Origin of the sequence: Streptomyces sp. NPDC002825, from assembly GCF_040295385.1 — a bacterium.
Classification (GTDB): domain Bacteria; phylum Actinomycetota; class Actinomycetes; order Streptomycetales; family Streptomycetaceae; genus Streptomyces.
Window position 1 is genome coordinate 107,302 of the sequence record NZ_JBEOVH010000012.1, and the last position, 18,742, is coordinate 126,043.

Here is an 18,742-nt window from a genome sequence, read left to right on the forward strand (position 1 = left end):
ACCGTAGAATCCTGACGACGAACGAATCTAACGGACCGTCAGAAAGTGCGGGAAGGGGCCGGGCGTGGGGAACTTCTTGGCTGGCAAGGTCGTCGCCGTGACGGGAGCGGGGCGCGGCATCGGCCGCGCCGTCGCCCTCGCCTGCGCGGCGGAGGGCGCGAAGGTCGTCGTCAACGACTACGGGGTGTCCATCGAGGGCGGCGAACCGACCTCGGAGGTCGCGGCCTCGGTCGTGAAGGAGATCGAGGCGGCGGGCGGATCGGCCGTGGCCGTCGCCGACGACATCTCCACCATGGCCGGCGGACAGCGGATCGTCGACGTCGCCCTCGCCGAGTACGGGCGGATCGACGGGGTCGTCTGCGTCGCCGGCATCCTGCGCGAGCGGATGCTCTTCAACATGTCCGAGGAGGAGTGGGACCCCGTCGTCGCCACCCACCTGAAGGGCACCTTCACCGTCTTCCGGGCCGCGTCCGCCGTCATGCGCAAGCAGGGCACCGGGACGCTCATCGGCTTCACCAGCGGCAATCACCAGGGTTCCGTCGCCCAGGCCAACTACTCGGCGGCGAAGGGCGGGATCATCTCGCTCGTCCGCAGCGCGGCCCTCGGCCTCCACAAGTACGGCGTCACCGCCAACGCCGTCGCACCGGTCGCCCGCACCCGCATGTCCGCGAACGTCCCCATGGAGCTCAAGGAGATCGGGGAACCGGAGGACGTGGCCGCGCTCGTCGTCTACCTGCTGAGCGAGCGGGCCCGCGAGGAGAAGATCACCGGCCAGGTGTACACGATCGCAGGACCCAAGATCGCGGTCTGGGCGCAGCCGAGGGAGCTGCGCGCCGGGTACGCCGAGGGCGGCGGATGGACCCCGGAGCGCATCGCGGACTTCCTGCCGGGGACGGTGGGGACGGACCCGATGCCGATGCTGCAGCAGCTGGAGGAGATGGCCCGCGCGGCCGCCGCCGGCGAACGGCCGAACTCCCGGAAGGAGAACGGGTCATGAGAGGCGTCGTCTTCGACGGGAAGCAGGTCCAGGTCGTCGACGACCTGGACGTACGGGACCCCGGACCCGGCGAGGTCCTCGTCGGGATCGCCGCCGCCGGGCTCTGCCACAGCGATCTGTCCGTCATCGACGGGACCATCCCGTTCCCGCCGCCCGTCGTCCTCGGTCACGAGGGCGCCGGAGTCGTCGAGGCCGTCGGCCCCGGGGTCACCCACGTCGTCCCCGGCGACCACGTCGCCCTGTCCACGCTCGCGAACTGCGGCGCCTGCGCCGACTGCGACCGGGGCCGGCCCACCATGTGCCGCAAGGCGATCGGGATGCCGGGGCAGCCGTTCTCGCGGACGTCGACCGGGCAGCCCCTCTACCAGTTCGCCTCGAACTCGTCCTTCGCCGAGCGGACCGTCGTCAAGGCCGTCCAGGCCGTGAAGATCCCGCAGGACATCCCGCTGACCTCCGCCGCCCTCATGGGCTGCGGCGTCCTCACCGGCGTCGGAGCCGTACTCAACCGGGCGAAGGTCGACCGCGGCGACACCGTCGTCGTCATCGGCACCGGCGGCATCGGCCTCAACGTCCTCCAGGGCGCCCGGATCGCGGGCGCGCTGACGATCGTCGCCGTCGACACGAACCCGCAGAAGGAGGCGGTCGCCCGGCAGTTCGGGGCGACGCACTTCCTCGCCTCCACCGACGGCGTCCGGGACGTCCTGCCCACCGGCGCCGACCACGTCTTCGAGTGCGTCGGCCACACCGGACTCGTCCGCACCGCGATCGACCTCCTCGACCGGCACGGCCAGGCGGTCCTGCTCGGCATGACCGCACCGAAGGCGGAGGCGAGCTTCCTGCCGGCCGCGATGTTCCTGGACAAGTCGATCCTGGGCTGCCGGTACGGCTCCTCGCGGCCGCAGAAGGACATCGCCCTGTACGCCGAGCTGTACCGCTCAGGGACCCTGCTCCTCGACGAGCTGGTGACGGCGACGTACCCGGTGGAGGATTTCGCGCGGGCGGCGGAGGACGCGGAGAGGGGGAAGGTGGCGCGGGGGGTGCTCACGTTCTGAACCGGGCGGGCTGAACGGCGCGGGTGGCGTAACCCGCTGGGAGTCCGTACGACCAGCGGGTTACCGTCCCCGGCATGCCCTACCGCGAGCTCGCCACCCGTCCCGTCCTCGCCTGGTCCGCCGTCATGGTCACCGGTCGGCTCCCCATCGCCATGGCGCCGCTCGCGCTCGTGTTCCTCGTGCGGGAGCGCCCCGGGGGCTACACGCTCGGGGCCGTCCTCGCCGCCGCGTACGTCCTCGGGGAGATCGTCGCCGCGCCCGTGCTCGGCATGCGGCTGAACGCCGAACGGGCCAGGCCGCAGCTCGTCGTCGGGCTCCTGGCCGGTGCCGCCGGGTTCGCCGGGCTCGGGCTCGCGCCCGGCGCCCACCCCGCCGTCCTCGCCGCCCTCGCGCTGCTCGCGGGCGCGGGGCCCGCCGCCGTGCCCGGCGCCCTGCGGGCCCTGCTCACCAGCCTCGTCCCGGAGCGGGCCGTCACCCAGGCGATGAGCATGGAGTCGATGCTGACCTTCGGGATCTGGGCGGTCGCGCCCGCCCTCACCACGGCCCTGGCGCTGGGCGCCGCGCCCGCCGTACCGCTGCTTCTCCAGGGCTTCCTGATGGGTGCTTCGGTGGCCGGTCTCTGGCTGCTGCCGGCCGGCTGGTCCGCCGAGGCGCAGGAGCGGGGGGCCTCGATGCGGCGGACGCTGCTGCGGGCCTGGCCGGTGTACGTGCTCGGCGCCGCCGGACTCACCCTGCTCGCGCTCGCCGAGCTGATCCTGCCCGCGCTCCTCGAACAGCGCGGCATCGACATCCGCTGGGCGGGGCCGCTGCTCGCCGGGTTCTCCATCGGCTCCGCGGTCGGCGCCTTCGTGTACGGCCTCCGGGGGAGCTGGCCCGGCCCGCTGGCCGTCCAGTCGCTCGTCCTGGTCCTCGCGGTGGCCGCGGGCGTCGCCCTGGTCGCCGTGCTGCCCTGGACGGCGGCGATCGCGGTCGCGCTCGTGGCCGCCGGGCTCCTCCAGGCGCCCGGGAGCCTCACCCGGAACCTGGCCCTGCGGCAGGTGCTCCCGCCGGGCGCGCTGGCCGCCGGGTACTCGGTCATGTACGCCGCAGTGGGCGCGGGTTACGCGGGGAGCGGCACCCTCGCGGGCGGACTCCTGAGGGTGGTGGCCCCGTCGACGGCGATCCTCTGGGGCGTGGCCCTGACGGTGCTGCTCACGGGGGTGGGTGCGGTGGGGGAGTGGCGGCTGACCCGGAGTACCGGGGCTCGTCAGGAGGAGGAGCCCGCTCCCGTCGACGTACGGAAGGTGCGCCGGTAGGACGTCGGCGTCACCCCGATCGCGGCCATCAGGTGCACCCGCAGCGACTGGGCCGTGCCGAAGCCCGCGTCCTGGGCGACCCGGTCGACGGGCAGGCCGGTGGACTCCAGGAGGTGCCGGGCGCGTTCGACGCGCTGCTGGGTGAGCCACTGGCCCGGGCTGATGCCGACCTCGTCGCGGAAGCGGCGCGTGAAGGTCCGTACGCTCATCGCCTCCTTCTCCGCCAGGTCCCGCAGCTGGATCGGCTCGTGGAGGTGGGCCAGCGCCCAGGCCCGCGCGGCGGTCGTGGTGTGGGTGCCGGCCTCCGGCAGGGGCCGTTCGATGTACTGGGCCTGGCCGCCGTCCCGGTGCGGCGGTACGACGGTCCTGCGGGCGACCTCGTTGGCGACGGCCGTCCCGTGGTCGCGGCGCACGATGTGCAGGCACAGGTCGATCCCGGCGGCGACACCGGCCGAGGTGAGGACGTCGCCGTCGTCGATGAACAGGACGTCCGCGTCGACCCGCACCCTCGGGAAGAGCCGCTGGAAGTGCTCGGCGGACGCCCAGTGGGTGGTGGCCGGGCGCCCGTCGAGGAGGCCGGCGGCGGCGAGCACGTACCCGCCGGTGCAGATGGAGACGAGCCGGGTCCCGGGCCGGATGCGCGCGAGCGCCGCCGCGAGCTCCTCGGGGAGCCGGCCCTCGTCGTAGACCGGCCCGAGCTCGTACGAGGCGGGCACGACGACCGTGTCGGCGGTGGCGAGCGCGTCCGGGCCGTGCTCGACGTGGATCGAGAAGTCGGCGTCCGTCCGCACGGGCCCCGCCGCCGGGGCGCAGGTCACGATCTCGTACAGCGGGCGCCCCTCGGCGTCCTTGGCGCGGCCGAAGATGCGGTGCGGTATGCCCAGCTCGAAGGGGAGGATGCCGGGCAGGGCGAGAACGGCGACGCGGTGCGGCTGCCGCACAGGCGGTCTCCCTCCGTAAATGAGTGGTGGTCCAGACCACCTGCTGGTAGCTCTACTTGTCCGTGACGGACAACACGTACAAGTCTGAGGCCGCCGAGCGGATTCCCGCCCCGGTCGAGCCGCCCGTACAGCAGTCGCCGGCACCACCCGCGCTGTGGAACCGTAACTTCCGGCTCTTCTTCGTCGCCCGGGCCGTCGCCGTCTTCGGCGAGGGCATGGTCCCCGTCGCCTTCGCCGCCGGACTCCTCGGAGCCGGCCACCCCGGCTCCACCGTCGGCTACGCGCTCGGCGGCTGGACCGCCGCCTTCGCGCTCTTCGTGCTCTTCGGCGGCGTCCTCGCCGACCGGTTCACCGCCCGCCGCATGATGATCCTCGCCGACCTGCTGAGGCTGCCCGGCGCGGCCGTCCTCGCCGTCTCCTTCACGCTCGGCGGCCCGCCCCTCTGGGCCGTGTACGCCCTGTCCGTCCTCAGCGGCGTCGGCGCCGCCCTCTTCCAGCCGGGCGTCGCCTCCACGATCCCCCGCATCGGCCCCGACGTGCAGCGCGCCAACGCCGTCCTGCGGGTCGTCGAGGCCCTCATGACCATGGCGGGACCGGCCGCCGCCGGCCTCCTGGTCGCGGTGTGGAACGCGGGCGCGGCCTTCGCCGTCAACGGCGTCACCTTCGCCGTCAGCGCCGTCTGCTTCCTGCTGATACGCCTCGCCCCCATCCCCTCCGACACCGCACGGCGCGACTCCCTCGGCGCAGAACTCGTCGGCGGCTGGCGGGAGTTCCGCTCCCGCAACTGGCTGTGGGGCGTCATCTCCATCTGGACGGTGTACGGACTGACCGTCGCCGGACCGATGGTGCCGCTCACGGCGAGCCTGGTCACCGAGGACCACGGCTCGGCGGCGTACGGGGTGCTCATGGCCGTCAACGGCGCCGGCAGCGCGGTCGGCGGCCTCCTCGCGATCCGGCTGCGCCCCCGCCGTCCGCTCGCGGCGGGCGCGGTGGCGCTCCTGGGCCTCCCCGTGAACCTCACGCTGCTCGGTCTGGGCGCGCCGGTGGCGGTCCTCGGCGCGGGCCAGTTCGTCGGCGGGGCGGCCTTCGCGTTCTGGCTGGTGATGTGGTCGACCTCGGTCCAGACGCATGTGCCGCAGGAGGCCCTGAACCGGATGCACGCGTACGACGTGGCCGGCTCGCTCCTGATGATGGGCGTCGGCCGCACCCTGTCGGGCCCGGTGGCGGCGGTGGTCGGTACGGAGGAGGTGCTGCTGACGGGGGCGGGGATCGCGGTCCTCGTGGTGGCGGCGCTGCTGGCGGTGAGACCGATCAGAACGCTGCCGCGCGCGGAGAGGGTCTGAGCGTGTCCCGATCCTTTGGAATCCTGTCATTCGGGCCAATGGCAGGGACGGGGGAGGGCCCGGGATGCTCGATGGCATGGCCCAGACAACCGAGACCCCCGTCCGTACGCCCGAGAAGCCGCCCCGCCGCCGCGTCCACCGCGCGTGGTTCGTCGCGGCGGTCACGTTCGTCACGATCATCGGCGCCGCGGCCTTCGCGTCCCTGCCGGGCCTGCTGATCGAGCCGCTGCACGAGGAGTTCCACTGGTCGCGGGGCACGATCGGCTTCGCCGTGTCGGTGAACCTCGCCCTGTACGGCCTGACGGCGCCGTTCGCTGCGGCGCTGATGGACCGCTTCGGCATCCGCAGGGTCGTGGCGGTGGCGCTGAGCGTGATCGCCCTGGGATCCCTCCTCACCGTCTGGATGACGGCGGCCTGGCAACTGGTCCTCTACTGGGGCATCCTCGTCGGCCTCGGCAGCGGCTCGATGGCCCTCGCCTTCGCGGCGACGGTCACGAACCGCTGGTTCGTGGCGAGGCGGGGCCTGGTGACGGGCATCCTGACCGCGGCGGGGGCCTCGGGCCAGCTGATCTTCCTCCCCCTCCTCTCCTGGCTGGTGGAACACCACGGCTGGCGTCCGGCCGCGGTGACGGTGGCCCTGGCGGCCCTCGCGGTCGTGCCCTTCGTGTGGCTGCTGCTCCGTGACCACCCGGCGGACGTCGGACTGGCCCCGTACGGCGGGGAACGGGTACCGAAGCCGGCGCCGGTGACCGGGGCCGCGCGCCGGGCGGTGACGGTCCTGTCCAAGGCGGCGCGGACGGGCCCGTTCTGGCTCCTGGCGGGCTCGTTCGCGATCTGCGGCGCCTCCACGAACGGCCTGGTCAAGACGCACTTCGTCCCGGCCGCGCACGACCACGGCATGCCGGTCACCGCGGCGGCGGGCCTGCTGGCCGTGATCGGGGTCTTCGACGTCATGGGCACGGTGGCGTCGGGCTGGTTCACGGACCGCTTCTCGCCGCGACGGCTGCTGGCGGTCTACTACGCGCTGAGGGGCGTCTCGCTCCTGTTCCTCCCGATGCTCCTGGCGCCCTCGGTGCACCCGCCGATGCTGTTCTTCATCGTCTTCTACGGCCTGGACTGGGTCGCGACGGTGCCGCCGACGATCGCCCTGTGCCGCGAGCACTACGGCGAGGACTCGGCGATCGTCTTCGGCTGGGTCCTCGCCTCCCACCAGGTCGGCGCGGCGGCCGTCGCCTTCGCGGGCGGCGTGGCCCGCGACGTCTTCGGCACGTACGACGTCGTCTGGTACGCCTCGGGCGCCCTGTGCGCGGCGGCGGCCCTGATGGCCCTGGTCATCACCCGACCCCGAACGGAACCGGCGTCCCTGGCGGGAGCATGATGGTCGGCGGGGGGTGATCGCGGATGAGCGGTCCTGACGAGGGGCGGAGCTTTGCCCGGATGCTGCGGGTCTCGGCCCTGGTGCTGCTGCTTGAGGCGGCCGCGGCGCTGGTGACGGGCACGGTGCTCGGCAGCACGAGGGAGCCGGGCCCGGACGAGGAGTACCTGAGCGCGCTGACCTTCCTGGCGCTGCCGTTCCTCGGGGTGCTCCTGCTGGTCGCCGCGGTCGTGGTGTCCCTGGTGTTCGTCCTGCCCACGGTGTGGCTGGGGGAGGGCCTGGAACGCCGGCTCGGAGGCCGGCCGGCATGGTGGCAGGCGCTCTTGGCGGGCGTCGCCGCGGCGCTCCTCGTGGCGTACGAGGGGATCTGGCCGTGGTGGCCGGCGGTGTGGGCCGCGATGACGGCGGCGGCGCTGATCACACGCCATGCGCGCCGGGGTCACTTCGTGACGGTGCTTCTGTGGGGGACGCTCGCGGTCCTGACGGTATTCATGCTGGGCGGGGCGGGCGTGTACGCGGGCGCCGTAGGGGGCTGACCCCGTCCGGTGCGCCCGCACCGGGGCGGTGCCCCCGCCCGTGGGTCCCGCGCCCGGGCGGGCGGTGCCCAGCTGCCGTGTGGGCAATCGTCCCGCTGGGGCGGGACGGGTGGGCACACGGGACGGCGCCCTCTCGCGGCGCCTCCGCGTTCCGCGCCTGGACCCGCACCACGCGGGACGGCGCACACGGGGTGCGGGTCAGGGCGCGTAAGCCTCTGGCGCCGGCAAGGGCGCCGTCCGTTGTGCCCACCCGTTCCGCCCCTTGCGGAACGCCTGCCCACAACGGGGCCGAAGCGCGGCCCGCAACGGGGCGGATGCGCGGCCCGCTACGGGGTGAAGCGGCCGAAGCGGCCCCGGTGGAAGAGCAGCGGCTCGCCGGAATCCGACGCCCCCAGCCCCTCCACCCGCCCCACCACGATCAGGTGGTCACCCCCGGTGTGCACCGTCGTGATCGTGCAGTCGATCCAGGCCGGCGCGCCGGCCAGGCGCGGGGAGCCCGTCGCCGGGGCCGGGTCCCACGACACCCCCGCGAACTTGTCGGCGCCGCTCACCGCGAAGGCCCGGCACAGTTCGCCCTGCCCCGCCCCCAGGACGTTCACGCAGAACGTCCCGGCCCCGGCGATCCGCGGCCACGTCGTGGACGTCCGCGCGACCATGAACGCCACCAGCGGCGGGTCGAGGGAGAGGGACGCGAAGGACTGGCAGGCGAAGCCCGCCGGACCGTCCGCGTCGAGGGCCGTCACGATCGTGACGCCGCTCGCGAAGTGCCCGAGGACGCGCCGGAACTCGGCCGCGTCGACCGGCGGCCGCTCGTCCTCCCGTACCGCGCGCAGCACCGGCCGGGGCAGTGGTTCCACGGCCGTCGGCGAACCGGCCGCTCTCAGGTGTCGGACGACGGTGGCCGCCATCCCCGCGTGTCCCATCACACCACCCATTGAAACTGACGCATCGTCAGATGGGAAGCCCCGGGAGGGCCGGGAACCGGACCGCGCCGCCTACCTCCCCTCGTACCGCGCCTCCCGCCGCTCCACGAAGCTCGCCACCCCCTCCTGGGCGTCCCTCGTCGTCATGTTGATCTCCTGGGCCGTCGCCTCCGCCGCGAAGGCGACCGTGCGGTCCACGTCCAGGGACGCGTTGACGAGCTGTTTCGTGAGGGTCAGGGCCCGCGTCGGGCCCTGGGCGAGGCGGTCGGCCCACTCCCGGGCCGTCTTCGACAGCTCCTCCGCCGGGACGACCCGGTTCACCAGGCCCATCCCGAGCGCCTCCGCCGCCGGCACCGCGTCGCCGAAGAACATCAGCTCCTTCGCCCGCTGCGGCCCGATCAGCCGGGGCAACAGGTACGCGCCGCCCCCGTCGGGCACCAGACCCCGTCGTACGAACACCTCGACGAAGCGCGCCGAGTCCGCCGCGAGCACCAGGTCGCACGCGAACGCGAGGTGCGCCCCGATCCCCGCCGCCGTGCCGTTGACCGCCGCGATCACCGGCTTCTCGCAGTCGAGTACGGCCCCGATGAAGCGCTGCGCGCCGAGCCGGATCATGCGCGACACGTCCCCGGCGATACGGTCACCCGCGGAGGGCGCGCCCCGCAGGTCCGCACCCGCGCAGAAGCCGCGCCCGGTGGCCGTCACCACCACGCAGCGCACGGACGGGTCGGCGGACGCCTCCGCGAGCAGGGCGATGATCCGCTCCCGCTGGTCCCAGGTGACCGCGTTCATCGCCTCGGGGCGGTTGAGCGTGATCCACGAGACGCCGTTCTCGACGGTGTGCAGGACCTCGTCCACGAAGACTCCTATCGGCAGACCGCCAGCGCGTCCAGGGCCACCGCCCCCTGCCCGCGCGGCAGCACCATCAGCGGGTTGATGTCCAGTTCGGCGAGGTCCCCGTCGAGTTCGAGGGCCATCCGCTGGACGCGGAGCACGACCTCGACGAGCGCGTCGACGTCGGCCGGCGGCGCGCCCCGTACGCCGTCGAGCAGGGCCCGGCCGCGCAGTTCGCCGAGCATCGAGCGGGCCTCGCGCTCCCCGAAGGGCGGGACGCGGACGGCGGTGTCGTTCAGGACCTCGACGAGGACCCCGCCCAGGCCGACCGTGACCGTGGGGCCGAAGAGCTCGTCGTGGGTCACGCCCACCACCATCTCGACCCCGCGCCCGACCATCTGGCAGACGAGGATCCCGTCGAGGTCGATCTCCTCGAAGCGGGCGATGTCGGTGAGCTCGCGGTACGCGTCCCTCACCTGGCTGGCCGAGGTCAGACCCACCTTCACCAGGCCCAGTTCGGTCTTGTGGGCGAGCTGGGCGCCCGAGGCCTTCATCACGACCGGGTAGCCCACGAGCCCCGCGGCCCGCACGGCCGCCGCCGCGCTCGTCACGAGCTGCTCGCGCGGCACCCGTATCCCGTACGCCCGCAGCAGCTGCTTCGCCGCGTGCTCGCTGAGCCGCCGGCCGGGCCGCATGAGGGCCTGGGCCTTGCGGAGGGACGGGGAGGGGGTGCGGGGGGCCTCGTCGAAGGGGGAGCGGTAGGCGGCGGTGAAGCGGTGGTGGTCGAGGTAGGCCTTCACGGCCCCGATGCAGTTGGAGAACGTACGGAAGGTGGCGACGCGGGAGGAGCCGAGGAGGGTCGTGCGGTAGGCGTCCTCGGTCCCGACGGGGGAGCCCCAGACGACGCACACGAGCTTGTCGGTGGCCTCGGCCGCGTCGACGAGGTCCTGGGCGAGCTTGTCGCTCATCGGGGGGAAAGGGCCGGTGATGGGACAGATGAGGACGCCGACGGAGGGGTCGGCCAGGATCGCGTCGATGATCTTCCGGCCGCGCCAGTCGCCCACCGGGTGCCCGCCGTTGTCGACGGGGTTGGCGACGTTCAGGTACTCCGGGATCCACTGGTGCAGCTCGTCCTGCTTGGCCTGGTGGAGCTCCGGCAGGGAGAGGCCGGCCGCCGTGGCCAGGTCGGCGAAGTGGGCGCCCGTGCCGCCGGAGATGGAGTAGACGACGACGCCGTCGGCGAGCGGCCGGCGGGCGCGGGCGAGGAGGGCGGAGGTGTCCTGGAGCTGGTCGAGCCCGTCGACCCGGATGACCCCGTACTGCCGCATCGCCGCGTCGACGACCCGGTCGGCGCCGGTGAGCTTGCCGGTGTGGGAGGCGGCGGTGCGGGCGCCGGTCTCGGTGCGGCCGACCTTCACGGCGACGACGGGTACGCCCTGGCGCGCGGCCCGGTCGGCGGCGAGGAGGAAGGAACGGCCGTCCTTGAGCCCCTCGACGTAGCAGGCGATGGCCCCGACCTCGGGCCGCCCGGCGAAGTACGAGAGGAAGTCGGCGGTCTCCAGGTCGGCCTCGTTGCCGGTGGGGGCCCAGTGGGAGAGGCGGACGCCGAGCTCCTGCAGGGTGAAGACGGGCCGCCCCTGGTGGCCGGACTGGGTGATCAGGGCGACGGCGGGGCCTTCGAGGTCGTCGCGGAAGCGCTCGAAGGCGTTGAGGTTGGTGTTGGGGCCGAGGAGCCGGAGTCCGGAGCGGCGTACGGCGGCGGCGAGGCGTTCCTGCGCGGCGGCGCCGGCCTCGCCGGTCTCGGCGAAGCCGGACGCGAAGGCGACGGCGAACTTCACCTTGGTCTCGGCGAGTTCCTCGATGACGGGCAGCGGGTCGGCGACGAGGAGGACGGCGAGGTCGACGGGTTCGGCGAGCGCGCCGACGGACGGCACGCAGTCGATCCCGAACACGCTCGTACGGCTCGGGTGCACGGGCACGAGCCGGGCGCCGACCCGCTCGGCCCAGGCGAGCAGCTGGCGGGTGATGCCGGTGTTGGGGCGTCCTTCGGCGTCGGAGGCACCGATCACCGCGACGGACTCGGGCCGGAAGAACCGGTCGAGGTCGGGGACGGGCAGGTGCAGCGGCCGCCCGCTGACGTCCAGGTCACCGGCGACGGCGGTGACGCCGTGCACGGCGTCCCTGGGCGTCTCTCCGCAGGCGACCACGCGGGCGCGGAGATCGGTGGTGAAGGTGCCGTGAGTCGATCCGAGCATCGTTCCGCTCCACCCTTCCGTCCCTGACAACAGAGCTGACGTCCAGTCAGATTACAGAACTGACGGTCAGTCAGGAATGGGCGTACGTGGATCGGATCGCTCAGCCGCCGAGGGGCGCCTCCCGGCCGGGCTTCCGGTCGGCCGCGGGTTCCGTCCCCCGGTCCGCCCCCCGCTCCGCGTTCCGGCCCTTCCCCCGGCCCGCCCGCGCGACCCGTCGCGCGATCCGCTCGGCGTCAAGGGCCAGCTCGCGGAACATCCCGCTGATCGGGTTGGTGAAGCCCGTGAAATAGAGGCCGCGCGCCTCGCGCGGGCTCCGCGCCCCGTGCGTCACCGGCAGCCCGCGGTCGTCGAGGACGTCCAGGTGGCCGAGGAGCGGTTCCAGGGCGCGGCGGTAGCCGGTCGCCGCGATCACCGCGTCCGGGGTGATCCGGCTGCCGTCCGCGAGGAGCACCTCGTCGCCCTCGAAGGCCTCCACCGCCGCGACGATCTCGACCTTCCCGGCCCGCACGGCGTCGATCAGGCCGACGTCCTGCACCGGGATCGCGCCCTCCCGCTGCCGGGTGGCGAGCCCCTTGTCGGGCCGGGGCAGCCCGTACGCCGAGAGGTCCGGCACGGCGAACCGGCCGGCCAGCGCGCCCAGCCGGTCGACCAGCGCCGCCGGCAGCCGCCGCACCAGGATCCCGGAGCGCTGCGCCGGCCAGCCCAGGGTCGTGCGGCGCACGATGTGCGGGATCGTCCGCACCGCGAGCCGCACCCGGGCCGCCCCGCCCCCGGCGAGGTCGGCGGCGATCTCGGCGCCGGTGTTGCCGATCCCCACGACGAGGACGTCCTTCCCGGCGTACGGCTCCGGGTTGCGGTAGGTCCTGGCGTGGCTCAGCTCGCCGCCGTACGTGTCGCGGCCCGGCCACTGGGGGAGGTGCGGGGTGTGGTTGTAGCCGGTGGCCACCACCACCGCGCGCCCGGTGAGCCGGCGCCCGCCGGTGGCGTGCAGGACCCAGTCCTCGCCCGCCCGCTCGATCCGGTGGACCTCGACCCCGGTCACGACCTCCAGCTCGTGCTTCTCCGCGTACGTCTCCAGGTACCGGACGACGTCCGCGCGGGCGACCCAGCGGCCGAAGGAGCGGGGCATCTTGAGGCCGGGGAGCGCGGAGAGCCGCCGGGTGGTGTGCAGTCTGAGCCGGTCGTAGTGGGCGCGCCAGGAGGCGCCGACGGCGTCGGACCTCTCCAGGACGACGGCCCGCACGCCCCGCGCCCGCAGGGCGGCGGCGACGGCGAGCCCGCCGGGTCCGCCGCCGATGACGTACACGGGGTGGACGGGGGGTGCGGGGGGTGTGATGGACATGAATGCTGAGCGTAATGACGTGTACACGCAGTGGGTCTCGGTCGAGAAGGGATTTCGGTTGCGAATCGGTCACGCGCGCCCGCGTCTTGCGGAGGGCCGCGTTCTGCGCTGAACTGACGTACCGTCAGATCCAGCGCGTGGGGAGAGACCGTATGCAGACCGTCTGGCTCACCGGCGCCGAATGGCTCGCCGTCCTCCGCATCGGCCTCGGCCTGTGGTGGCTGGAGAGCTGGCGCCACAAGGACAGGAAGGGCTGGTTCGAACGCGGCACCGGCATCGCCTGGGCCGCCGACGTGGCCGGCAAGCACAGGTGGGCGGCCGTGAAGAACGGCTTCGACACCGTCGTCGCCCCCCGCCCCAAGCTCATGGCGTACGTCGTCGTCTACGCCGAACTCGCCCTCGGCCTCGGCCTGATCACCGGCTTCCTCACGCCCATCGCCCTCGTCGGCGGCCTCCTCCTCAACCTCCTCTACCTCGTCCTGATGATCCACGACTGGGCCGAACAGGGGCAGAACGCGATGATGGCGCTCATCTCCCTCGTCGCCCTCCTCGCCATGTCCTGGCAGACCTGGTCCCTCGACTCCGCGATCGGACTCTTCTGATGACGGCCACCCCGGCGAACCACCCCGACATCGACGCCTTCACCCGGCCCTACTGGGACGCCGCCGCCGAGGGGCACCTGCTGCTGCGCCACTGCGCGGCCTGCGACCGCGCCCACCACTACCCGCGCGAGTTCTGCCCCTACTGCTGGAGCGAGGACGTCCGCTGGGAGCGGGCGAGCGGCCGCGCGACCCTCTACACCTGGTCCGTCGTCCACCGGAACGACCTCCCGCCCTTCGGCGAGCGCGTCCCGTACGTCGCGGCCGTCGTCGACCTCGCCGAGGGGCCGCGGATGATGACGGAGGTCGTGGGGGTGGCGGAGGGCGACCTGCGGATCGGGATGGAGCTGCGGGTCGCCTTCCGCCGGGACGGGGACGTGACGGTCCCCGTCTTCGGGGCCTAGAGCGCCGGGATGTTCCGCCAGAGCTGGTTGGTGCCGGAACCGCAGGCGTAGTCCGTCGCGAACGAGCCGGCCGTCAGACACTGCCCGTCACTCATGTTCTTGAAGGTCCGGCCGGAGGACGAGGAGGAGACGACCTTCCAGTACTGCAGGCTCGCTCCGTTGCAGGCGGCGGTCGTGACCGTGGTGTTGCCCGCGGGCTGGAGGCAGCGGCCGGACTTCTTGTTGATCAGCCGGAAGGTGCCGTTCGCACCGGACGCGTAGGTCCAGGAGTACCAGTACGTGGTGCCGTTGCTGCCCTGGGAGCCGCACTCGGCCGCGGTGACGAGGTCGCCGAAGCCCGCGTTGTACTCCGCCAGGCAGTTGCCGGTGTTCGCGTTCTCCAGGGAGTACGTGCCCGACGGCGCCGACGTGGTGGGCGGCGGGGGCGCGGGCCTGGTGGTCGTCGGCTGCGGGGCGGGCTGCTGGGTCGTCGAGCCGCCGGAGGAGCCGGAGGCCGACCCGGACCCCGACCCGGATCCGCCGGAGGCGGTGCCTCCGGAGGTGGTGCCGCCGGAGGTGGTGGTCGAACCGCCTGCGCCGGTGACGGACCCGCCGCCGCCCGTGGTGGCCGGGGGCGGGGCGCCGGGGGACGGCTTCCCCGAGGGGTGGGCGGAGGGCTTGGCCGAGGGGTGCGCCGACGGCGACCCCGTCCCGGTCCCCGTCGACGGCGGTACGGACGCGGGCTGCGAGGCCACCGTGGACGGCGACGCCTCCGGGGTCGCGCCCAGGCGGCCGACGTACGGGCTGAGGGCGAGGGTCAGCGTGGTGCCCGTCGCCACGACGACGGGCACGGCGAACACGACCAGCTTGTTGCGCCGCCACCGGGGCGTGCTCTGCCCGGCCCGACCGGTCACGGCCAGCGGGTCGGGCGAGGTGGTCGACGGCTCCCGTCCCGCCTGCGGGGTGAGGGCGGCCGTCGCCACGTCCTGCGTCGGGTCCGTCCGCTCCAGCTCCTCCAACTGCTCGGCGGTCGGCGCCCCGGCGGCGAAGACGGCCCGCTCGGCGATCCGCTCCGCGACGGCCGCCGGCCAGACGGCGCCCGCCGCGTGCTCGTCGGTGAGCGCGACGAGCTCGTCGGCCGTCGGCCGGTCCGCCGGATCCTTGGCGAGACACTTCCGTACGAGCTCCGCCAGCTCGGGGTCGCCCTCGGTGAGGCGCCCGAAGACGGGCTCGCCGTGGACGACCCGGTAGAGCAGGTCGGGCCCGGAACCGTCCCCGAACGGAGGCCGCCCGTTCGCCGCGTACAGCAGGAGGCTGCCGAGGCCGAACACGTCGGCGGCCCCGGTCAGATCACGGTCGGCCACGGCCTGCTCGGGCGCCATGTAGGCGGGGGTCCCGATGACCATGCCGGTCTTCGTCAGCCGGCTCTGGTCGGCCGCGCGGGCCACGCCGAAGTCGATGAGCGACAGGCCGTCGCCGGTGAGCATCACGTTCGACGGCTTGAGGTCGCGGTGCACCATGTCGGCGCCGTGCACCACCCGCAGCCCGGCCGCCGCCTCCCGGAGCAGCCGCCACAGGGCGCCGCCGGCCAGCGGGCCGCCGTTGAGCCGGATGGCCTCGTTGAGCGTGATCCCCGGGATGAACTCGGTCGCGAACCACGGCGGCTTCGCCGTGCGGTCACTCGCGAGGAGCCTGGTGTTGGCGCCGGCGGGCAGCCGGGCCAGGTTGTCGAGCTCGTGCCCGAAGTGGCTGAGGAAGTCGGCGTCCTCGGCGAGCACGGGAAGGACCCGCTTCACCGCCGCGAACTTCCCCGGCACGGCGCCGAGATAGACCCGGCCCATCCCCCCGGACCCGAGCACACCGAGCAGTCTGAACGCCCCGATCTGCCGGGGGTCGCCCGACTCGAGCGGCATTGCCCCACTGCCGCGCAAACTGTCCGAAGCGGATAGGTCTTCCGATTCCCCCTGCATGGGCCACACAGTAGCCGAGGGGGTTTGCGATCTGAATGGCGGTCAAGTGCTGGCGGTGAAAGGGCGGTTGTCGCGGCCCGGGAGGAGGGCCGTCCGGCGACGGGTCAGGTGAGGGAGGTGACCAGGAGGGTGAACGCGGCGATGATGACGGCGACGCGGAGGTAGTGGTAGCGCTCCCAGCGGTGCAGCTGCTCCTTCCAGTCGGCGGGCCGGTTCTCGGGGGTCCAGGTCTTGTTCCGGTTGTTGATCGGGACGAGCAGCAGCACCGACATGACCACGCTGACGATCAGCAGCCCGGCGGCCGTGACGACGAGTCCGACGCCGGGGTGGTGCCAACCGGCGACTGCCCAGATCCCGCTGAGGGCGAGCGAGCCGATGTACCAGAACGGCATCAGGGCGCCGAGCATCCGGCCGCCGTGGGCGTGGCCGAGCTGGCGGCTGTCCTCGGGGAGTGCGTTCAGGATCCGGTTCATGACGAAGAGGACGGAGAACTCCACCCCCACCATCAGGCCGACGACGACGGTGGTGAAGACCTCGAGTGCGTTGAGCATGACGATCCCTCCGGGTCCTAGCGTTGCTAGCCGATGTGGCAACGCTAGTACTGCTGCCGCTCGGTTGTCTAGCGGTGCTAGGGTTGGGTCATGTCGGTAAAAGAACGCAGAGAGCGCGAGCGGGCGGAGCGTGAGCGCCTCATCGTGACGACCGCCCGCGAACTCGCCGAACAGCAGGGCTGGGACGCGGTGACCACCCGCCGGCTCGCCGAGCGCATCGAGTACAGCCAGCCCGTCCTCTACAGCCACTTCCGAGGCAAGCGCGAGATCATCGGCGCCGTCGCCCTGGAGGGCGCCGCGGAGCTGGCGGCGGCGGTACGGGCGGCGGCGGCCGCCGCCGAGGACGCCCCGCGCGCCCGGGTCGCCGCCCTGGCCCGCGCCTACCTCGACTTCGCCGAGGGCAACCCGGCGGTGTACGACGCGTTGTTCCGGCTCGACGGAGGTCTGCCGTACGCGCAGGAGGACACCCCGGAGCCGCTGAAGGACGCTTTCGCCGCGCTGATGGAGAGCCTGGCCGAGGTCGCGGGCGACGGCGTAGAGCCCGGGCTGTTCACCGAGGTGTTCTGGGCGTCGCTGCATGGGTTGGCGACGCTGACGAGGGCGGGCCGACTGCTGCCGGAGGATGCGGAGGTGCGGGTGGGGGTGTTGGTGGACCGGTTGGCGGTGGGGTGAGGGGTCGGCTGGGGGCCGGGGGCTGGGGGCTGGGGCTCTCGGGGTGAACCGGCATAGAGGGTGCGGGTCTTGAGGCTCTCGGTGTGATCCGGCTCCGGGGGCTTCTGGCGCGGCCGCCCTCTTTCCGAGTGTGGCGGCCTCCACCACCGCGTCAAGGGCGCTCCTTCGTCGCGTCGGCTTCGCCGATTCCGCTGCGCTCCACCCTTGACCCGGCGGCGGAGTCCGCCTTTTCACACTCGGAGGGCGGCCGGGGGCGGGGCCGGCGGAAGGCCGGGGGGCCATCCCGCCGTAGGCGGGTGGCGGGTGCGTGGGCGGTGGCGAGGCCGGGCATCGGCTGGGCGGGTGATGGCTGCTCGGGCTGGTGGGTGGGGGCTTCGGTAAGTGGCCGGGGTGGGTGGGACTGTGTCGGTGGGTGGGGTCGCGCGGAGTTGAATGGGGCGGCCCGGGAGGGCTTAGCGGGTGACGGCCGTCGCGTGGTGGGGCCTCAGGCCCCGCTGGTCGCTCTGAGTGGGTGGTTTCTCCGGGTAACTCAGCCCGGTTGACCGATCTGCCCCTTATGGGACCCCGATTCGGGGCTGTTACCGCCGGTAGTTGGCAGTTATTCGCGCCCAGCCAGGAATTCACTGCGCCCAGCGCTTCCCTGACCCCCTCCACCCACCGGGAATGACCAGCGGGGCCTGAATCCCAACCACCAGACGACCACAACCCGCTCAGCACCGCCCGGCAGCCCCATTCAACTCCGCGCGACCCCACCCACCGAACCGGGTCCGACCACCCCGGCCACTTACCGAAGCCCCCACCCACCGACCTGAGGAGCCAGCCTCCGCCCAGCCGATGCCCGGCCTCGCCCCCACCCCCCAAACCGCCACCCGCCTACGGCGGCACGGACCCCGTCGCCCCGGCGTGGACCCCCACCCCCGGACCGCCCTCCGAGAGGTCTTTCGCGTCTGGAGGTGCCGGGTCAAGGGTGGAGCGCAGCGGAATCGGCGAAGCCGACGCCGAAGGCGCCCTTGACGCGGCACCGGAAGGCGCGACTCTCGGAAAGAGGGCGGTCCCACCAGAAGCCCACGAAGCCGGCCCGCCCCGAGAACCCCAGAGACCGGGCGCTATCGCGCCCCAGGCCCCCACGGGTCCGACAGCAGTTCCGTCACGCTCCTCCGGTCCCTGCCCTCCCGTGCCTCTTCGGCCGCCTTCCCCAGGGCGATCATCGACACGATCGACCATCCCGGGTTCGGGCTCAGCTCCTTCGTCAGGCCCTCCATGTCGAAGGCCCTGAACTGGTGCGACGCCAGGCCCAGCGCCTCCGCCTGGAGTGTCATGTGGGCGATGGCCTGACCCAGGTCGTAGTCCGCGAACTCCGAGTACTGCAGCTCCGTGTCGTCCACATGGCGGCGCGCCGACGTGACCAGCAGCAGGCCCGCGTCCGTCGCCCACCGGGCCGAGCTGGGCGCGAGGTGCCGGACCACCCGGTCGTGGTCCGGCTCGCCCGGCCGGCTCGCGAAGAAGCCCCACGGCTGGGAGTTCCCGGCCGACGGCGCCCATCGCGCCGCTTCGAGCAGCAGGCCCAGGGACTCGTCGTCGACGACGGCCGACGGGTCGAACCGGTACGGGCTGAACCGTCCGGCCAGCAGCGGGTGTATGCCCGGGGACAGTTCGAGATCGCGTCGTCGCATG

The 18,742-nt window shown here is 73.4% G+C and carries 17 protein-coding genes; 9 read left to right on the top strand and 8 right to left on the bottom strand.

Features of this window, described 5'->3' with window-relative positions; translation table 11 throughout:
- The first annotated feature begins 64 nt into the window (after nucleotides 1-64).
- The 3 genes from ABT041_RS17820 (at nucleotide 65) to ABT041_RS17830 (ending at nucleotide 3,344) form a co-directional block, all read left to right on the top strand.
- Nucleotides 65-997: an SDR family NAD(P)-dependent oxidoreductase gene (locus ABT041_RS17820; RefSeq protein WP_351185109.1), complete on the top strand. Its 933-nt coding sequence runs from the start codon at nucleotides 65-67 to the stop codon at nucleotides 995-997.
- Nucleotides 994-2,049, top strand: a complete 1,056-nt coding sequence (locus ABT041_RS17825; protein WP_351185112.1) for a Zn-dependent alcohol dehydrogenase — start codon at nucleotides 994-996, stop codon at nucleotides 2,047-2,049. The genes ABT041_RS17820 and ABT041_RS17825 overlap by 4 nt, the downstream gene beginning before the upstream one ends.
- 74 nt (nucleotides 2,050-2,123) lie before the next feature.
- Nucleotides 2,124-3,344: an MFS transporter gene (locus ABT041_RS17830; protein ID WP_351185115.1), complete on the top strand. Its 1,221-nt coding sequence runs from the start codon at nucleotides 2,124-2,126 to the stop codon at nucleotides 3,342-3,344.
- Here ABT041_RS17830 and ABT041_RS17835 read toward each other — a convergent pair.
- Nucleotides 3,296-4,285: a GlxA family transcriptional regulator gene (locus tag ABT041_RS17835; RefSeq protein ID WP_351185118.1), complete on the bottom strand. Its 990-nt coding sequence runs from the start codon at nucleotides 4,283-4,285 to the stop codon at nucleotides 3,296-3,298. The two genes, ABT041_RS17830 and ABT041_RS17835, sit on opposite strands and share 49 nt — an antisense overlap.
- 56 nt (nucleotides 4,286-4,341) lie before the next feature.
- Here ABT041_RS17835 and ABT041_RS17840 point away from each other — a divergent pair, with 56 nt between their 5' ends.
- From ABT041_RS17840 to ABT041_RS17850, 3 genes are all read left to right on the top strand, one after another.
- Nucleotides 4,342-5,628, top strand: coding sequence for an MFS transporter (locus ABT041_RS17840; RefSeq protein ID WP_351185121.1), 1,287 nt, complete (start codon nucleotides 4,342-4,344; stop codon nucleotides 5,626-5,628).
- A 76-nt stretch (nucleotides 5,629-5,704) separates the two neighbouring features.
- Nucleotides 5,705-7,006 carry an MFS transporter gene (locus ABT041_RS17845; protein WP_351185124.1) on the top strand — a complete coding sequence of 434 codons (1,302 nt, stop codon included), beginning with the start codon at nucleotides 5,705-5,707 and terminating at the stop codon, nucleotides 7,004-7,006.
- 23 nt (nucleotides 7,007-7,029) lie between these two features.
- The gene (locus tag ABT041_RS17850; protein ID WP_351185127.1) at nucleotides 7,030-7,539 is read left to right on the top strand and encodes a hypothetical protein; all 510 of its coding nucleotides are present in this window, start codon (nucleotides 7,030-7,032) and stop codon (nucleotides 7,537-7,539) included.
- Nucleotides 7,540-7,865: 326 nt separating this feature from the next.
- Here ABT041_RS17850 and ABT041_RS17855 read toward each other — a convergent pair whose 3' ends face one another.
- The 4 genes from ABT041_RS17855 to ABT041_RS17870 form a co-directional block, all read right to left on the bottom strand.
- A complete protein-coding gene (locus ABT041_RS17855) occupies nucleotides 7,866-8,474 on the bottom strand; it encodes a flavin reductase family protein (protein ID WP_351185130.1) in 609 nt (202 codons plus the stop codon).
- 60 nt (nucleotides 8,475-8,534) lie between these two features.
- Nucleotides 8,535-9,254, bottom strand: coding sequence for an enoyl-CoA hydratase/isomerase family protein (locus ABT041_RS17860; protein ID WP_351185363.1), 720 nt, complete (start codon nucleotides 9,252-9,254; stop codon nucleotides 8,535-8,537).
- A 74-nt stretch (nucleotides 9,255-9,328) separates the two neighbouring features.
- Nucleotides 9,329-11,551: an acetate--CoA ligase family protein gene (locus ABT041_RS17865; protein WP_351185133.1), complete on the bottom strand. Its 2,223-nt coding sequence runs from the start codon at nucleotides 11,549-11,551 to the stop codon at nucleotides 9,329-9,331.
- A gap of 100 nt (nucleotides 11,552-11,651) precedes the next feature.
- Nucleotides 11,652-12,893, bottom strand: a complete 1,242-nt coding sequence (locus ABT041_RS17870) for a flavin-containing monooxygenase (RefSeq protein WP_351185136.1) — start codon at nucleotides 12,891-12,893, stop codon at nucleotides 11,652-11,654.
- A 152-nt stretch (nucleotides 12,894-13,045) separates the two neighbouring features.
- On the opposite strand from ABT041_RS17870, the gene ABT041_RS17875 reads away from it, so the two are divergent.
- Nucleotides 13,046-13,495, top strand: coding sequence for a DoxX family membrane protein (locus ABT041_RS17875; RefSeq protein ID WP_351185139.1), 450 nt, complete (start codon nucleotides 13,046-13,048; stop codon nucleotides 13,493-13,495).
- Nucleotides 13,495-13,896 (top strand): Zn-ribbon domain-containing OB-fold protein, encoded by a 402-nt coding sequence (locus tag ABT041_RS17880; protein ID WP_351185142.1) that lies wholly within the window; start codon nucleotides 13,495-13,497, stop codon nucleotides 13,894-13,896. The genes ABT041_RS17875 and ABT041_RS17880 overlap by 1 nt, the downstream gene beginning before the upstream one ends.
- Here ABT041_RS17880 and ABT041_RS17885 read toward each other — a convergent pair.
- Entirely contained in the window at nucleotides 13,893-15,788 is a 1,896-nt protein-coding gene (locus ABT041_RS17885; protein ID WP_351185145.1) for a protein kinase domain-containing protein, read from the bottom strand. The two genes, ABT041_RS17880 and ABT041_RS17885, sit on opposite strands and share 4 nt — an antisense overlap.
- 161 nt (nucleotides 15,789-15,949) lie before the next feature.
- Nucleotides 15,950-16,396, bottom strand: a complete 447-nt coding sequence (locus tag ABT041_RS17890; protein WP_351185148.1) for an anthrone oxygenase family protein — start codon at nucleotides 16,394-16,396, stop codon at nucleotides 15,950-15,952.
- Nucleotides 16,397-16,486: 90 nt separating this feature from the next.
- On the opposite strand from ABT041_RS17890, the gene ABT041_RS17895 reads away from it, so the two are divergent.
- Entirely contained in the window at nucleotides 16,487-17,068 is a 582-nt protein-coding gene (locus ABT041_RS17895) for a TetR/AcrR family transcriptional regulator (RefSeq protein WP_351185151.1), read from the top strand.
- 1,106 nt (nucleotides 17,069-18,174) lie between these two features.
- On the opposite strand, the gene ABT041_RS17900 is transcribed toward ABT041_RS17895, so the two are convergent.
- On the bottom strand, nucleotides 18,175-18,741 hold the full coding sequence (locus ABT041_RS17900; protein ID WP_351185154.1) for a nitroreductase family protein: 567 nt from the start codon (nucleotides 18,739-18,741) through the stop codon (nucleotides 18,175-18,177).
- Nucleotide 18,742: the final 1 nt, after the last annotated feature.

Excerpts from the sequence above, each read along its gene's own strand:
- ABT041_RS17825 (WP_351185112.1), top strand. The coding sequence starts at position 994 with ATGAGAGGCGTCGTCTTCGACGGGAAGCAGGTCCAGGTCGTCGACGAC.
- ABT041_RS17830 (WP_351185115.1), top strand. The coding sequence starts at position 2,124 with ATGCCCTACCGCGAGCTCGCCACCCGTCCCGTCCTCGCCTGGTCCGCC.
- ABT041_RS17845 (WP_351185124.1), top strand. The coding sequence starts at position 5,705 with ATGGCCCAGACAACCGAGACCCCCGTCCGTACGCCCGAGAAGCCGCCC.
- ABT041_RS17850 (WP_351185127.1), top strand. The coding sequence starts at position 7,030 with ATGAGCGGTCCTGACGAGGGGCGGAGCTTTGCCCGGATGCTGCGGGTC.
- ABT041_RS17855 (WP_351185130.1), bottom strand. The coding sequence starts at position 8,474 with ATGGGTGGTGTGATGGGACACGCGGGGATGGCGGCCACCGTCGTCCGA.
- ABT041_RS17860 (WP_351185363.1), bottom strand. The coding sequence starts at position 9,254 with ATGAACGCGGTCACCTGGGACCAGCGGGAGCGGATCATCGCCCTGCTC.
- ABT041_RS17865 (WP_351185133.1), bottom strand. The coding sequence starts at position 11,551 with ATGCTCGGATCGACTCACGGCACCTTCACCACCGATCTCCGCGCCCGC.
- ABT041_RS17870 (WP_351185136.1), bottom strand. The coding sequence starts at position 12,893 with ATGTCCATCACACCCCCCGCACCCCCCGTCCACCCCGTGTACGTCATC.
- ABT041_RS17875 (WP_351185139.1), top strand. The coding sequence starts at position 13,046 with ATGCAGACCGTCTGGCTCACCGGCGCCGAATGGCTCGCCGTCCTCCGC.
- ABT041_RS17880 (WP_351185142.1), top strand. The coding sequence starts at position 13,495 with ATGACGGCCACCCCGGCGAACCACCCCGACATCGACGCCTTCACCCGG.
- ABT041_RS17885 (WP_351185145.1), bottom strand. The coding sequence starts at position 15,788 with ATGCCGCTCGAGTCGGGCGACCCCCGGCAGATCGGGGCGTTCAGACTG.
- ABT041_RS17890 (WP_351185148.1), bottom strand. The coding sequence starts at position 16,396 with ATGCTCAACGCACTCGAGGTCTTCACCACCGTCGTCGTCGGCCTGATG.
- ABT041_RS17895 (WP_351185151.1), top strand. The coding sequence starts at position 16,487 with ATGTCGGTAAAAGAACGCAGAGAGCGCGAGCGGGCGGAGCGTGAGCGC.
- ABT041_RS17900 (WP_351185154.1), bottom strand. The coding sequence starts at position 18,741 with ATGCGACGACGCGATCTCGAACTGTCCCCGGGCATACACCCGCTGCTG.